Origin of the sequence: Chitinophaga niabensis, assembly GCF_900129465.1 — a bacterium.
Classification (GTDB): Bacteria; Bacteroidota; Bacteroidia; order Chitinophagales; family Chitinophagaceae; genus Chitinophaga; species Chitinophaga niabensis.
Window position 1 is genome coordinate 1,754,980 of record NZ_FSRA01000002.1, and the last position, 15,522, is coordinate 1,770,501.

15 protein-coding genes are annotated in these 15,522 nt (G+C 46.1%); 6 read left to right on the forward strand and 9 right to left on the reverse strand.

The features are described from left to right. Positions 1–4 precede the first annotated feature (4 nt). Positions 5–400 (forward strand): hypothetical protein, encoded by a 396-nt coding sequence (locus BUR42_RS24425; protein ID WP_074242183.1) that lies wholly within the window; start codon positions 5–7, stop codon positions 398–400. 35 nt (positions 401–435) lie between these two features. Here the strand turns inward: BUR42_RS24425 and BUR42_RS24430 are convergent, their stop codons facing one another. Beyond that, on the reverse strand, positions 436–1,146 hold the full coding sequence (locus BUR42_RS24430; protein WP_074242184.1) for an SAM-dependent methyltransferase: 711 nt from the start codon (positions 1,144–1,146) through the stop codon (positions 436–438). Beyond that, positions 1,130–1,909 carry an EI24 domain-containing protein gene (locus BUR42_RS24435; RefSeq protein ID WP_074243193.1) on the reverse strand — a complete coding sequence of 260 codons (780 nt, stop codon included), beginning with the start codon at positions 1,907–1,909 and terminating at the stop codon, positions 1,130–1,132. Before BUR42_RS24435 ends, BUR42_RS24430 begins: the two co-directional genes overlap by 17 nt. 91 nt (positions 1,910–2,000) lie before the next feature. On the opposite strand from BUR42_RS24435, the gene BUR42_RS24440 reads away from it, so the two are divergent. Then, positions 2,001–2,612, forward strand: coding sequence for a DNA-3-methyladenine glycosylase (locus tag BUR42_RS24440; RefSeq protein ID WP_074242185.1), 612 nt, complete (start codon positions 2,001–2,003; stop codon positions 2,610–2,612). A gap of 49 nt (positions 2,613–2,661) precedes the next feature. Here BUR42_RS24440 and BUR42_RS24445 read toward each other — a convergent pair whose 3' ends face one another. The 3 genes from BUR42_RS24445 to BUR42_RS24455 all read right to left on the reverse strand — a co-directional run bounded on the left by BUR42_RS24445 (position 2,662) and on the right by BUR42_RS24455 (position 6,523). Then, positions 2,662–3,678, reverse strand: a complete 1,017-nt coding sequence (locus BUR42_RS24445) for a PorP/SprF family type IX secretion system membrane protein (protein ID WP_074242186.1) — start codon at positions 3,676–3,678, stop codon at positions 2,662–2,664. Between the two features lie 229 nt (positions 3,679–3,907). Further along, positions 3,908–4,561, reverse strand: coding sequence for a uracil phosphoribosyltransferase (gene upp, locus BUR42_RS24450; protein WP_074242187.1), 654 nt, complete (start codon positions 4,559–4,561; stop codon positions 3,908–3,910). Positions 4,562–4,702: 141 nt separating this feature from the next. Further along, entirely contained in the window at positions 4,703–6,523 is a 1,821-nt protein-coding gene (locus tag BUR42_RS24455; RefSeq protein ID WP_074242188.1) for a vWA domain-containing protein, read from the reverse strand. 81 nt (positions 6,524–6,604) lie between these two features. Between BUR42_RS24455 and BUR42_RS24460 the strand changes: the two genes are divergently transcribed. Further along, complete coding sequence (locus BUR42_RS24460; protein WP_084185800.1) at positions 6,605–7,696, forward strand: anhydro-N-acetylmuramic acid kinase; 1,092 nt, start codon at positions 6,605–6,607, stop codon at positions 7,694–7,696. Here BUR42_RS24460 and ade read toward each other — a convergent pair. Continuing rightward, positions 7,693–9,327: an adenine deaminase gene (gene ade / locus BUR42_RS24465; RefSeq protein WP_200798358.1), complete on the reverse strand. Its 1,635-nt coding sequence runs from the start codon at positions 9,325–9,327 to the stop codon at positions 7,693–7,695. The genes BUR42_RS24460 and ade overlap by 4 nt on opposite strands. Positions 9,328–9,427: 100 nt before the next feature. Between ade and BUR42_RS24470 the strand changes: the two genes are divergently transcribed. Beyond that, complete coding sequence (locus tag BUR42_RS24470; protein WP_074242190.1) at positions 9,428–10,150, forward strand: LolA-like protein; 723 nt, start codon at positions 9,428–9,430, stop codon at positions 10,148–10,150. Positions 10,151–10,197: 47 nt separating this feature from the next. Here BUR42_RS24470 and BUR42_RS24475 read toward each other — a convergent pair whose 3' ends face one another. Next, positions 10,198–11,202, reverse strand: coding sequence for a helix-turn-helix transcriptional regulator (locus BUR42_RS24475; RefSeq protein WP_074242191.1), 1,005 nt, complete (start codon positions 11,200–11,202; stop codon positions 10,198–10,200). Between the two features lie 111 nt (positions 11,203–11,313). Here BUR42_RS24475 and BUR42_RS24480 point away from each other — a divergent pair, with 111 nt between their 5' ends. Together BUR42_RS24480 and BUR42_RS24485 are read left to right on the forward strand one after the other, a co-directional pair. Next, positions 11,314–11,904, forward strand: coding sequence for a hypothetical protein (locus BUR42_RS24480; protein WP_074242192.1), 591 nt, complete (start codon positions 11,314–11,316; stop codon positions 11,902–11,904). Between the two features lie 163 nt (positions 11,905–12,067). Further along, a complete protein-coding gene (locus BUR42_RS24485; protein WP_074242193.1) occupies positions 12,068–12,703 on the forward strand; it encodes a peroxiredoxin in 636 nt (211 codons plus the stop codon). 267 nt (positions 12,704–12,970) lie between these two features. On the opposite strand, the gene BUR42_RS24490 is transcribed toward BUR42_RS24485, so the two are convergent. Both BUR42_RS24490 and BUR42_RS24495 read right to left on the reverse strand, forming a co-directional pair. Continuing rightward, entirely contained in the window at positions 12,971–14,533 is a 1,563-nt protein-coding gene (locus tag BUR42_RS24490; protein WP_074242194.1) for a S41 family peptidase, read from the reverse strand. Positions 14,534–14,751: 218 nt separating this feature from the next. Beyond that, complete coding sequence (locus tag BUR42_RS24495; protein ID WP_074242195.1) at positions 14,752–15,474, reverse strand: RluA family pseudouridine synthase; 723 nt, start codon at positions 15,472–15,474, stop codon at positions 14,752–14,754. Between the last annotated feature and the right edge of the window lie 48 nt (positions 15,475–15,522).

Genomic DNA, 15,522 nt, shown 5'->3' on the forward strand with positions numbered 1-15,522 from the left:
CATTATGAAAAGATTTGTATTCATTACGGTAACGATCATCCTGGTGATCCTGGCCGCTATCTTTTTCTATCGCTACTACTTTGTTTTTGGCCGCGGTACCAAGTCCGGAGAGCTGAACTTCTTTGTGCAGAAAGGATATATCTGGAAAACATACGAGGGTAAGCTCATTCAGACCGGTTTCAAACCACAGAACCTGGGTGGCGTACAATCCAATGAATTCCAGTTTTCCGTAGCAAATGAAAAAGTAGCCCAGCAACTCATGAGCGCAAGCGGTAAATTATTGGAACTGCATTATAAGGAATACCTGGGGGCATTGCCCTGGAGAGGGTACAGTGCTTTTATTGTAGACAGTGTTATCTCTGTTACAGATCCAAACACCATGAAAAAAGTACCTTTCTGATAAAAAAAAGAGCGTCCCGGTCAGGACGCTCTTTTTTACTGCGCATACAGCAGAAATATCGCCGGTCTTTTATGGAAATCAACCCCTTCCTGTTTCTTCCACTGTCCCACACTTTGCGTACGGATATATTCCGTAGGCCCTGTAAGGTCCACTGCCACACAGAAGAGCGTTTCATTCTTACAGTTCGCCAGCACATCCTTGATGATGGGATTGTTCCGATAAGGTGCTTCAATGAATAATTGCGTTTGTTTATCCCGTGCAGAAACAGTTTCCAGTTCCCTGAGAGCTGCTGCACGCTCCGGAGGTTTCACCGGAAGATAACCCACAAACCGGAAGTTCTGCCCATTCATGCCGGAGGCCATCAGGGCCAGCAGCATGGAATTAGGCCCTACCAGGGGAATCACGGTAGCGCCTACACTATGTGCCACCTGCACGATCAGCTGACCCGGATCAGCAATCGCGGGGCAACCCGCTTCACTGATCACACCAATGGAACGCCCTTCCTGCAATAGTTTCCGGGCAAGGGAAAGGTCTGGCGCCTGGTTTTCATTCATCAGGTGCAGTTGCAAAGAATCAATATCTATCGTTCTGTCCAGCGCTTTCATGAACCGGCGGGCAGTACGTTCATTCTCCACAAAGAAGATCTTCAACTGCTGAATAGTGCTGGTGATATAGGCTGGTAGTGTAAAAAGCGCGTCTGCACTCAATACGGTTGGAATAAGATATACTTTACCGGGCTGGGGCATCAGGTAGTTTTTGTTGTTGTAAATGAATAGTAGCGGCAATCACAGCATAACAGGGTGCTAATACCCAGCCAAGGACGGGAATGAACATCAGCAGGTAAAATACCAGTCCGTTTCCAATGGCCATGCCTTTATGCTGGCCAATATAGCGGATACTCTGCCCCATCGTCCATTGGCGGCGCTCAAAGCTATAATCCATCATGGAGAAACCGAAATAATAACATTCCACAATTAATGCGATCAATGGCGTTAACCATCCCAGGATAGGAATAAATGCGAGTATCGCAATAACAAGCATAAAAACCGTCTGGTATAAAAGGTTCCGGAAAGATAAACGGATACCGCGTGCCACATCTTTTAGTAATTGGGGAAAGCTGAAAGGGAAATCCTTCTTTTGAATGATCGACTCCGTTTTTTCAGAGAGGTACGCAAAGATAGGAGACCCAACGATCAGGAAAAGATATTTGAAGAAGGAAAAATACATGAGCAGAAAAACCATCCGCACTGCAAAGCCCACCAGCAGGAACAGGAAGTTCACCCATCCGTTCTGCAGTTCTTCTATCCAGGTTTTAAGTGTCAGCAGGTTTAATACATAATCAATGAACACGCCGGAATAATCCCACACAAAATAAATACCAGTTACAAACAGGATGCAATAGATAATGCCTGGAATGATGATCCACTTCCATAAACGGTGCTGTGTAATAAACTGATGCGCTTTGCCGTATGATTGCACTGCGCCTAGTACTTCTCTTAATGAAAACAACGGTCTGGTTTTAGTATGACAGTAATCAGGTACGCAGGAGTAAACTTGGAACAACGAATGTAACGCATCTAAATTAATAATATTTTGCAGCATGGTTAAACTGAATGCTTCATTTTATGAAGACAATAACGTTTTAAGGGTAGCTAAACGCTTACTGGGAAAGTTGCTGGTAACAGAAATGGATGGTGTGCGCACCTCCGGCAGGATCGTTGAAACCGAGGCCTATGCAGGGGCTACAGACAGAGCATCCCATGCCTGGAACAACCGCCGCACCGCCAGAACCGAGGTAGCATATGCTCCCGGAGGGGTAGCATATGTTTATTTATGTTATGGGATCCATCACCTGTTCAATGTGGTCACTAATCTGAAGGATGTGCCACATGTGGTGCTGGTACGTGCCCTGGAACCCATTGAAGGAATTGATCATATGCTGGCACGCTGTGGCAAAATAAAGCTGGATACCACGCTCACCGCAGGGCCGGGAAGTTTATCCAAAGCATTGGGCATCACCACTGCGCTTACAGGAGAAAGTTTATTAGGTAATAAGCTGTGGATCGAAGATGCGCCCAATCTGCCAGGATCAGCTATTGAAACCGGTACGCGTGTAGGAGTGGCTTATGCGATGGAAGATACCTACCTGCCTTACAGGTATTCCATTAAGGGAAATAAATGGGTGAGCAAAGGAAAGGGGTTAAAAAAATAATGGCCGGAATTGATCCGGCCACCCATAATCATGTATATACGCTAGGCTATTAAAACTTGGGACAAAGTGTTCCGTTCTTTTTGTTGTCGTTTTTAGTGCGTACATAGATCACAGAGATCTCTGTACCACCGCGATAGTTAGAAGCGGGTTTCAACGTAGAAACGTTCAGGTCGTAGCTCAGCCCCACTTTGAAGCTGTTAAATTCCAGCCCGATGTAAGGATTGATCGCATCTTTCAGGCGGAACCAGGCTCCCAGGTAAAAAATGGTAGGAGCATCTTCCATATCATTCAGCATAAAGCCGTAAGCTGCGCCCATAGTGGTTTCCACAGCCTGGTTCTGACGCATGTAATGCGCGCTGAAGTGTACGCGGTTACTGCCATTCACAGGAAAAGATCCACCACCATGTATGGTATAACGATAGCTGAGGCGGTTATTATCCTGGTCCAGGAATGTTTCAGTAGGTTGCGTAAAATGGTAATAAGATGCGCCGAGATAAATATTGGAGGACTCTCCCACGAGGCCACTGTACAACAAACCTACATTGTAATCCATATAAGAGATAGAAGGATTGGTAATGGTTTCTCCGCTGGGCAGAGAAGGATCATAACCATTATCATTGATCTGTTGCTCGAAAATTAATTTGCTCTGGTCTACTCTCTTCTGGGAGAAAGCAGCCTGAAGACCAATGCCCAGCGTATGATTCCCTTCTACATCCAAACCCTTGTGATAAGCAGTGCTGATGGCCACATAGTTGGAATTCAATGCGCCGGCGCCTGTTTTATCATAAAGCGCAAGGATACCCACGCCCCAGGTATCTGTATAAGAAATAGTATTTTTTAAAATGCCGAAATCCGCTGCCAGGGTACCTGTAATGTATGGGGATGCAATGCTGCGCCATTGTGAACGATAGTTACCTGAGAGACGAAGATCACCTGAAAAGTAGCCGGTGAATGCTGGGTTTAATGTAAGCGGAGACGCGAAAAATTGCGTAAAATGCGGGTCCTGCGCTTTAGCAGAACTGACGGCATAAAAAGCTATGGTTAATAGGAGTACAAATTTCTTCATTTCGCCAACGGTTAAAATATATAGGGACACTATACGATGTGAAGGTAAAGAACATATTTCATATTTCAAATTAAATCTATATAACATAAATTCTTCGTCATAATAGATTTAAAATGAATACTTAAGGGAAAATGCCGGTCTGCGCTGATTCGGTCGATTATGATATAACGTTACAGGTCCGATATTATTGGCACTGCTGTTAATTAAAACGTTCTAATGACCGTATTTGTTACTGTTGCAGCTTGGTCCCGAAAGCAAGGTCCCCTGCGTCTCCGAGCCCGGGAACGATATATCCTTTTGCAGTGAGTTCATCGTCAATGTCTCCCGCCCAGATGCTGATATTCGCATCTGCATTACGTTGCACGTATTCAATGCCAATAGTGCAGGCAATGGCGGTAACAATATGAATATGACTGGGTTTTCCAAAGCTCATCAGGTGATCGATGGTTTTAACGAGAGAGGCGCCTGTTGCCAGCATAGGATCAGAGAGGATGAGTACCTTATCATCCAGGGGAGGGCAGGATACGTATTCCAGGCTGATCTCAAAAGAGCCGTCCCGGTTATGTTTGCGGTAAGCGGAAATATAGGCGTGGTCTGCTTTATCGAAGTAATTCACCAATCCCTGGTGCATGGCCAGTCCCGCACGCAGGATGGTGCCCAGTACGGGCTGATGTTTGATAACACCGCAGTTGGCTGTACCCAGCGGAGTTTCTACCTCCTTATCTGTGTACATGAGTGTTTTGCTGATCTCGTAGGCAGTTACTTCTCCCAGCCTTTCCAGGTTACGGCGGAAGCGCATCCGGTCTGCCTGTACCACTTCATCCCTGATCTCACTCATCCAGTCGCCTACCAGCGAATTGATATCACTCAGATTTATTATCATATTCCAGCCCTTTTTTACCGGGCCAAAATAGCACTTTTTCGTTTACGATGCTTGAATAAGATAAGTTTCTGGCTGCCGGACGGTCAAGAGATCAGCAGGATTTCTAACCAGTCTGGCAGCCAGTACTTTGGTGGATTTTACTTACCTGGTAGCCACAGCCTCCTGGAGCAATTGCGCCTTTTTCAGCAATTGAACGTATTCCGCCCTATACCCTTCAGGATCTTTACCCCTTGCACCATTTGCCAACATCAAGGCAGATTCGTAAGTAGAAGATCCTTTATAAGGGCTGCTCCTCAATAACATCCCGAATTGCGCCACAGATGCAGCAAGCCTGAAATCTTCCGGAGCATTTTCTATACTCTTAGCCCCCGGCAGCAACACTTTCTCCAGTAATTTGCTCTTCTCTCCATCCGGTTCTTTGTACCGCATTTTCACTGTCAGCAACTCATTGCTGGATGATCTATACGATACGGGAGCAGGGTTCTGGTATTTCAGCGGGTCCACGGAACCTTCCCTGGCACCCACCGGCACTAATTCATACAAAGCAGTCACCGTATGCCCCGAACCCATATCACCTGCATCTTTTTTGTCGTCATTAAAATCCTCGTCATTCAGCAAACGGTTCTCGTAGCCCACTAAACGGTACGACTGCACGAATTTGGGATTGAACTCCACCTGCAGTTTCACATCCTTCGCAATAGTGAAGAGTGTACCGCCGAACTCCGTAACAAATGTCCGGCGGGCCTCTTCAAAATTGTCTATATAAGCATAGTTCCCGTTTCCTTTATCCGCAAGGGTTTCAAGGCGGTTATCTTTATAATTGCCCATGCCGAATCCAAGCACAGACAATGAAATACCTTTCTCCTTTTCTCTTTCGATCAGGTCCTGCAGATCTTCTTCACTGGAGAGCCCTACATTGAAATCTCCGTCAGTAGCCAGGATCACCCGGTTATTTCCTTTTTTGATGAAATGATCTGCGGCGGTTCTATAGGCGAGTTTAATACCTGCGCCACCTGCTGTAGACCCTCCTGCACTGAGGTTTTCCAATGCATCAATGATCTTGGTCTTCTCTTTCCCGGAAGTGGAAGGTAATACCAGTCCTGCTGCGCCTGCATATACCACAATCGCTACACGGTCTTCTTCCCTTAACTGCTGTACCAATGCTTTAAATGCTTGTTTCACCAGCGGCAGCCTGTTTGGAGGATACATGGAACCGGAAACATCCAGCAGGAATACCAGGTTGGAAGCGGGTAGTTTGTCGGTAGGGATCTTTTTCCCCTGTAAGCCAATGCGCACCAGCTGATGCTCCTTATTCCAGGGGCAGATAGCAAGGTCCGCATATATGGCTACAGGATCATTATTCACAGGTGCAGGGTAATTATAGTCGAAATAATTGATCAGTTCTTCAATGCGTACGGCATTGGGTTTGAGCAGCTGGCCACCATTCAGGTTTGTTCTCACAAGCGAATAACTGGCCCTGTCTACATCTGCAGAAAACGTACTCAACGGGCTTTTGGTGGTATTCAGGAAGCCATTTTCACGGATACCTTTAAATTCATTGGTGTTTTGGTCTTCCATGCGGGGAGCATAGCTATAATTGGCTACAGCTCCGGTTACGGTTTTTTTTTGCACCGAACCCAACCCCACCACTACTACTTCCTGCAATGCCTGCTGGCTTTGGCTCAGGTGTATCACGTACATAGAATCTTTAGCCGTGAATTGCTTCTCAAGGGATTGATACCCCACATACTGCACCACAAGGGTAAAAGCCCCTTTGGGCCGGGTAAAAGTGAAACCCCCGTCAGGAGTGGTGGTAGTGCCAAATTTGGTGCCTTTTATAAATATGCTAACACCCGGCAATGGCTGATTATTCGCCTTGTCCATCACAAATCCCCTGGAGGTTTGCCCGATGGCAGCAACGGAAATAATGGTGCACAGGATCAGAAAACAATACTTTTTCATAATAATGAGGTTTGATTCCGGGATTATGATGCAGGGAAGGGTAGGTATTCCATAAACTTTATCTTTGCAAAAATTTTAAGCATGGTTTATAACGTTATCGGGTTAATGTCAGGCAGTTCGCTGGACGGGTTGGATATAGCATTTGTGGAATTGAGCGAGGTACGCGGCCAATGGTCGTATACTATCCATGTGGCAGAATGCCTGGCTTACAGTCCCCAATGGTTGGCAGACCTGAAAGGGGCGGTAACGTTAAATGCCCGGGATTATCAACTGCTGCACAGCGCCTATGGCCATTATACCGGCCAGCAGGTAAAAGATTTCATCCAAAGGAACAACCTGGAGCACAGGGTGCATTTTATAGCCTCTCATGGGCACACCACTTTTCATATGCCGGAACAACGCATGACGGCCCAGTTGGGAGACGGGGCAGCTATTGCAGCAGTGACCGGTTTGCCGGTGATCAGTGATCTCAGGGCTATGGACGTAGCTTTGGGAGGCCAGGGTGCTCCCATTGTACCGATGGGCGAAAAATTATTATTCCCCGGATACGATTATTGGCTTAACCTCGGAGGCATTGCCAATCTCTCTGCAAAAAATGGCGAAACATTCCATGCCTTTGATGTATGCCCCGCCAACCGGGTACTGGATGCACTGGCTGCTGCATTGGGTAAAACATATGATGAGAACGGAACACTTGCATCCGGCGGAGTAATAGATAAATCATTGCTGGATGCCTTGAACAGCCAGCCTTATTATAGCCAGGCTTTCCCTAAATCCCTCGCGAATGATTTTGGTACGGACGTACTCCTGCCTTTGATCCATAAACATACATTATCCGTTCAGGGTAAACTCCGCACTTATGTAGCCCATATTGCCACACAGATCAGGCAATCGCTGGAAGCCGTTTCCCGGGAAGGCACTAATGATAAGAAATTACTCGTAACAGGTGGTGGTGCTTTCAACCAGTTCCTGATCAACTGCATCCGGGAAGAATTAACACCACTCGGTGTTTCCGTAATGGTGCCGGATGCACAGACCGCTGCATTCAAAGAAGCATTGGTAATGGCACTGATCGGCGCTTTGCGCTGGCAGCAAAAGACCAATGTGCTTAGCTCTGTTACAGGGGCTGCACGGGATAGTGTGAATGGTACTTTGTGGTTGGGAGAAGGTTAAACCATCACATCCGTAAAGGAAAAAGTATCCCCGTTAAATAATCCTTTATCGCTGAGTTTTAAATGAGGGATCACCAGCAGGGCCATGAAAGACAAGGTCATGAAAGGTGCATCCAATGTACTGCCCAGCTTTTTGGCAGCTGCATCCAGTTCGCTGTAACGTTGGGCAGTGCTGTATCCGTCTTCTGCACTCATCAGCCCTGCTACAGGCAATGGCAATACCTGCGTGCTTCCATCAGTTGTTACGCAAACGCCGCCTTCGTAACGGATCAGTTCATTCACTGCAGCAGCAATGCTTTGATCGTCCACACCCACTACAATGATATTATGACTGTCGTGCGCCACGGTAGAAGCAATGGCACCTTTTTTCAATCCGAAGTTTTTGATGAAGCCTGTTGCTGCAGGGGCATCATAATAACGGTTGATCACTGCTATCTTCAACACGTCCTGCGCTGCATCACTTACCAGTAAACCGTTCCGGGGTGTCAGTACGGCATGGATGCAATTGGTGATCAGTTGCCCTTCCAGCGCTTCTATCACCTGCACCCGGGTTTCCTTGTTTGCAGGTATATGGAAGTCTGCAGCCGTTTTAGGCTGGCAGCTGAATTGATTCACGCGTGCAATAGGAACTGCAGGAATGAGGGTTTTTCCTTGTTGTGCTACAGCCACACCATTGATATAAGTTTCCAGTATATTAAACAGCTGCAGGTTGTCCACGATAATGAAGTCCGCCGGATCATTGATCTGCAGCAGTCCTACAGGCATGTTGTAATGTTTTACAGGATTGATACATGCAGCCTGAAGAATGTTATACAGCTCGTAACCCTTTGCCAGTGAACGTTTCACCAATTCATTGATGTGCCCGTCCACCAGGTTGTCCGGATGTTTATCGTCACTGCAGAACATTACATTTTGCGGATGGGATTGTATCAGGGAAGAGAGGGCTTCATAATTCCTGGCGGCACTGCCTTCCCGGATGAGGATGTGCATGCCGTACTGCAGTTTATCCAAAGCTTCTTCCAGTGTGAAACATTCATGGTCTGTACTGATCCCTGCAGCAATGTACTTTGCTGCATCTTCTCCCCTGAGTCCCGGAGCATGGCCATCCACGGGTTTCCCATGTTTTTTGGCGGCAGCTATTTTGGCCATCACTTCAGGGTCCTTATACAGCACGCCGGGGTAATTCATCATTTCAGAGAGGTAATAGATATCCGGGCGTTGCAGTAACTGGTTTACATCTTCCGCATTCACAGCAGCACCGGCAGTTTCAAAGATAGTGGCCGGAACACAGGAAGGAGCGCCGAAACAGAATTTGAAGGGTACCTGCTTTGCATTGTCCAGCATATATTCCACACCCTTTACACCTAGTACATTTGCAATTTCGTGAGGGTCTGAAATAGTAGCCACGGTGCCATGAGGGACCGCCAGCCGCGCAAATTCCGAAGGAACAAGCATGGAACTTTCAACATGTACATGCGCATCGATAAAGCCGGGCAATATATACTGTTGGGGTACAGCTGTATCAGTAGGAACAATATTCCGGATGATGCCATCTTCTATAGTAATAACCGCCGGGAATGTCCTTCTGCCGGGGATGTCCACCAAATGGCCGGCTACCTGCATTTGTTTCATGGGTATAAAACTCGGAAAAACCGTTAAATAATCCTTAAAAGCTTTTTGCTATCTTCATTTGAGATACATTTGTAGGCAATAAATCTAAAACTCCTCTATTATGAAACAGTTCCGGATGTTGACCCTGTCTATGCTTCTGGTAGGTGCTGCGGTTGTCGCAAAAGCACAGACATTGGATGAAGTGGTGAACAAACATATTACCGCCATGGGTGGCGCAGCAAAATTAAAAGCCCTCAATTCACAGATCGCAGAAGGAAGCATGTCTATCCAGGGAATGGACTTCCCGTTGAAAGTGATCAACCTGAATCAAAAAGCCATGCGTATCGAATTTGAAGCGATGGGTACTAAAAATGTACAGGTGATCACGTCAAAAGGTGGATGGATGTTCCTGCCCGTTCAGCAACAGCAGGCTCCTGTAGATTCTGATCCTGCAGACCTCGCAGATGCACAGCGCGATCTGGACCTTACCGGTGAACTGGTGGATTACAAAGCAAAAGGGCATACCGCAGAACTGATCGGCAAAGAAACAATCGACGGAAAGGAATTATACAAGATCAAGCTCACCCGTAAAGATGCTTCCATCTCCAATTATTTTGTAGATCCAAGCAACTGGTATGTAACTAAAAGAACAACCAATAAATCCATACAGGGGCAGGAAATTGAAATAGTAGAGAACTTCTCTGACTTCAAAAAATCCGGCGATGGCTATGTGTATGCCGCTGCAGTAGAACAATTACCAATGGGCATGAAGATCAACTATACGAAAGTAGAGATCAATACCCCGGTAGATGAAAAGGTATTTGAAAAACCAGCTGCCCAATAAGCAGCTGTGCAGATATTAAAAAGCCGCCTCGTAAGAAGCGGCTTTTTTTATTGATAACGTTCCAGCATTTTCTTTGCTTCTGCTTTTAAAGCGTCCGCCAGGTGTTTGGGTTCCAGCACTTTTACCCTTGCCCCGTTACTCAGCAGCAGTATCATCAGCTCCTGGTTCACCACCAGTTTTAAACCTACGCGGCATTCCTTTTCATCATCTTTCAGGATCGTCTGGGAAGGATGGATGGGTTGTGTTTTCACATATTTGCCCTGGTGCGGCGTGTAGGATAATACAATGTCTTCCGGTTCTCCTTCTGTAACAGTGATACCTATCGCATGCTGGAAGTAACTCGCATCATCAAAGTTCTTTTCATCAAAATGTTTATCGGTAGGCCAGAACTTCACAATGCGGTCAAGAGAGAAAGTAAGCACGGTACCACCTTTGGCCTTCTGGCTTTTGCCGATCAGGTAAAAGCGGTGGTTGTATTCCCTTAAGTGATAAGGTTCTACCCAATGTTCTTTAGGCTCCGTACGGTCAAAGCTCTGATAAGCAATGCGGATCACTTCCAGGTTTTTGATAGCATCTACGATCTCAGGAATATGTTCTGCACCCTGGTACTGGCTGCCGCGGCTGAATTTGATCAGGCCCCTGTTTTCCAGTTGCTGCCGGTTCATTTTGAGGCTCGCCGCAATCTTCAGGATGGCATCCTCAAAACGCTGTATCACCGGCAGGCTGCGGAATTGCTCCAGGATACCTATCGCTACTTCCAGCCCCTGCAGATCTGCTTCATCAATAGGACTATTACTGATGGAGAAATTTTCATCTTCATATTGATATACCCTTGAACTGCGGTTGTATATGATCGGTGCGAAATAATTAAGCTCCGCATCGTTGCGCATATCCTCTATATCCTTCTGGATAGTACGTACAGCGATGGACTTATCCATCTTGTCAGATACAAAAGTAACGAGGTCGTCCAGGCTGGGTTTAGGCAGGCGTTTATTGCGTAAACGTTCATCTATCCATCGATAACGGGAAAGGGCATCTTTATTCTTAGGCATGCATTCCGGGTTTTTTCGGAGGTAAAAGTATAACAATTTCGGTACGCACATCCCTTGCGCACAGCCCTAATATTTTTGTATCGTTATTAAACCAGTCAAAAACGATCATTCATGAAAAAGCTATCCTTACATACTACACAGGTCCAGGAAGCAACTGCCATCAAAGTAGGCCAGATCATCCTTGACGACTCTCATTACCTCACCTGCTGGGGTTACCTGGAAACCGAAACCGGCTGGCGCAAATGCGATTTTGTGACCAGTTATGACGTTCTGAATACCATGATCAGGGCTATTGAAGACAAAAGCGAAGCCGTTCAGATGGCCATTGTACAAAAGCTGGAAACCATGCAGCAGGTACCTGAGATCATTGATTTTGAAGCCCAGCTGGGCGAACCCGTATTATTCGATAACCTGCTCTTTCACCTGGCCCGCCCCGAATTTGTACAGGAAGAGGAATGGATGGAATATGCCAATAACAGCTGTTACTTTATCCGCAAGGCAGAACATTGCTCCAAAACTGAGGCTTATAACCGCAGTGTGGACAAATGCATGCATGCCCTTGTAAAGAACTACGAACTCTACCTGGGTTACCTGGAACTGGAATTTGATGAGCCCAGCGCCCGCCAACAGGCTGATCTTGAGGACGATATGAAGTATAGCCTGGCCTATTACGCCTGGAAACAGGGTGGGAATGCCCATTAAGGTTTTATAGCCCCCAAACCGGCCGCATCCATTAAGCAATTGTTAACTTATTCTGAAAATCCAGCCTTAGAACCCAGCACCATAAAGATTCTAAGAAAAAAATCCTTAAAGTCTATAATATTTGTAGGAAATCAGTATTTTTGAATCTATTAAAAGGTGTATTATGAGTTTAAGGCTAGGGGACATTGCTCCCAATTTTAAGGCGAAATCGACAGTAGGAGAGATAGATCTGTACGAATACCTGGGTGATGGCTGGGGCGTGTTATTCTCACATCCTGCTGATTTTACACCCGTTTGTACAACTGAACTCGGCAAAACAGCCTTATTGAATGGTGAATTTGCCAAACGTAACGTGAAAGTGCTGGCCCTGAGTGTAGATCCACTGGATAAACACAAGAACTGGATCAGCGACATCAACGAAACACAAGGTTGCGAGGTGGCTTTCCCCATCATCGCAGATGAAGATAGAACGGTTTCCAACCTGTATGACATGATCCACCCGAATGCCTCAGAAACATTCACTGTGCGTTCACTGTTCATCATTGGCCCTGATAAGAAAGTAAAGCTCATGATCACTTACCCTGCTTCTACCGGAAGGAATTTCACAGAAGTATTACGCGTGATCGATTCCCTGCAGCTGACTGCTAACTACAGTGTAGCTACACCCGCAGACTGGAAAGAGGGAGAAGATGTGATTGTTGTACCTGCTGTGAAAACGGAAGATATTCCGGCTAAGTTCCCGAAAGGTCACAAGATCATTAAACCTTATCTCAGAACAACGCCGCAGCCTAACAAGTAATAAACGGTTGTTTATGAAAAAACTGGTTCGCATCATATTACAATGGTTACAACCTTCTGTAAAGGAGGTCAAAATATTAAAGGAAGAAAAAGACCGGCAACACAAGTGGTTGCATGGATATTATTCCTGATCGTTTTTTTTAATGGTTGGTTTTTGATTTTACGAAACGGGGATTTTTCCCCGTTTTTATTTTTTATACCAACATGTAAAAAAAATGCCGCAAACCCGGAGGTCTGCAGCATTGCATATAGGTTAGATGTAAGTACCTTATTTCAAATTGATACGTTCTTCCACCATCCCGTTAAACCCGCCATCACCCACATTTTGCATGGTCAATGAACTGGCATTCGTTACCCTTCCATTGATGGTCATCAACCGGTCGTCCGTTGTACGGCCACCTGCACCGGTATTGATAAAGGCCAGTGCTTTAAGTAACCCGTTTTCTTCAACATCTCCAAAGTCACGCAGCACATCATCCGTTGAAGAGATATCTACGGGGAAACCTGCATAATACTCGCCCTCGTTGTTGGCATTCACGCTGGTGAACTGGCTCATGTATACAGTGAACTTATCAATGCCAATACCAAAGAAGCCAACCGGTTTGCCATAAGTAGTAGCAGACCCCACTATTTTCACCGTCATTTGATTCGGATATGCTTTCAGGCTATTGATCGTTAATTCACTGGCAGAGGCGGTATTGCCGCTTACTATAAACACTACATTTTTGATAGTGCCCAGGTTGCCTTTTTTGCTGAACTTGTACGTGTTGCCGGCAGTGGAATAATCCACATCTGCATACGTGAGCAGCCTGCCGCCGCTGCCTGTTCTTTGTTTGCCATCCGCACCCAGTAAAGGAATAGAAGCCAGTATGGGGGCTTTGTTGGTTTGAAGCAGGGTATTGAATGTTTCTTTATACATCACCTGGCCGGTAAGGCTGGCAGGTGCGATCAGGTTAGCCAGGTATTCAAAAGTAGCCACATAACCACCTCCATTGTACCGGAGGTCCACCACCAGGTTGTTTACCCCTGCTGCTGAAAAATCCTGGAATGCTTTATCCAGTCCGGGTTGTACATTGGATAACTGGGAAAAGCGGGCCAGGTTTAAATAGCCGGTAATGTTAGTACCATTGGCAGGTAATACTTTATAGATCACAGGATCGTTCGTATAAGTGCCTTTGGTAAGGTTGGCGGTGAAAGTGCCCACAGCCGGAGCTGCTTTTTGCAGGCTGAGGCTCATACTACCGCCTGCATCCAGTGTGCTGTTGAGTGTAGAAGTATTTGTACTTACAGGAGCACCATTCATGGTAATGATCCTGCATCCTCTTGTAATGCCGGCTGTTGCTGCGGAAGAACCTTTTTCCACATAACGCACATATACATATTTAAGGCCGGTGCTGGCGTCTGTAACAACTACCAGCCCTAATCCAAAATCATTCCCCTGGCCATCCAGGTCTACTGTTCCTTTGATGCCCTGGGCCGCATTCCCTTTTTCAATAAAAGAATATTTTGGGCGATTGGCGCCTGTGTACTCGTAAGGTTTTGTGGTCTTCGGATTGATCTTATACTGGGAGATCTGGTACAGCTCATTCTGCAAGCTGGTCAGTTCATCTGCATCGGCGAAACTGCGTGGATTAAAGGTATTGTAATCCGGCAGTGCATCATACCAGAGATAAGTTTCCTTTGCGTATAAATATAAAGAATCAAGGCTCAATTGAAGACGTGTACCCGTAGGTGGATTGGGTGTTGGGGTATCTTTTTTGGAATCCTTTTTACAGGCTGATGAAGCAGCCACTACCATCACACAGAGGGCGGCAATCCGGAGCTTTCTCATATATTTTAAACGGTTTACTTTGAAAAGTTACGTTAAATCAGTCAAAATTATCATGAAGTCTGGACGAGTGCCTTAAAAGAAACGATGAACCGGCTATTGTATTGTTTAGACCGCCTTCGTTTTCAATAGTTTAACACCGGTAATATTTACGTAAAATCAACCCGGGCGGTTGCTTTTGGGGATGGTATAGCGCTGCAGGGTTGCAGCGCCGGGGGATATTATTTCTTATGTTTCCGCAATTGTTGCAAAACTGCGTGCATATCTTTTGGCAACGGGGCTTCCAGGGTGATTAACTCCCCTTTTTCATCCGTAAACTTCAGCTGAAAAGCGTGTAAGGCGAGCCGGCTCAGCAATGGTCTTTCCTCTTCCGTATTCTTGCCCAGTTTGAACTTCTTTTTAATGTCGGAGAGCAGTACCGGTTTTTTAATGCCGTACAGTTCATCAACAACAATAGGATGGCCCAGGTATTTCATGTGTACCCTGATCTGGTGGGTGCGGCCTGTATGGATCCGCATCTTCACCAGGCTGAACAACCCGAATGCCTCCTGTACCTCATAGTCCGTTAAGGAAGGCCTGCCTTTGGCATTGGTCACCATCTTTCCCTTTTGCACAGGATGATCCATGATAGGGGCGTTCACACTGCCTTTAGGTTCTGTCAGTTCCCCATTCACCAATCCCAGGTAATACTTCTCCACATCCCTTGATTCAAAAAGTTTAGAGAGGTATTTATGAGATGCTTCGTGTTTGGCAAAAAGGATTATTCCGCTGGTATCCCTGTCCAGCCGGTGTACTGTAAAGATCTGGCCGTAATGTTTTTTGAGAAGGGTGGAAACAGCTTCGAGCTCATTATCATGCCTGTCCGGAATACTTAACAGGCCGGAGGGTTTATTGATCGCTACGAAATCTTCATTCTCGAATATAACCAGGGAATCTATGCGCATGAGAGAAAGATCATGAACGGGGAACGCACGCTCCCCGTTCTATGTTTA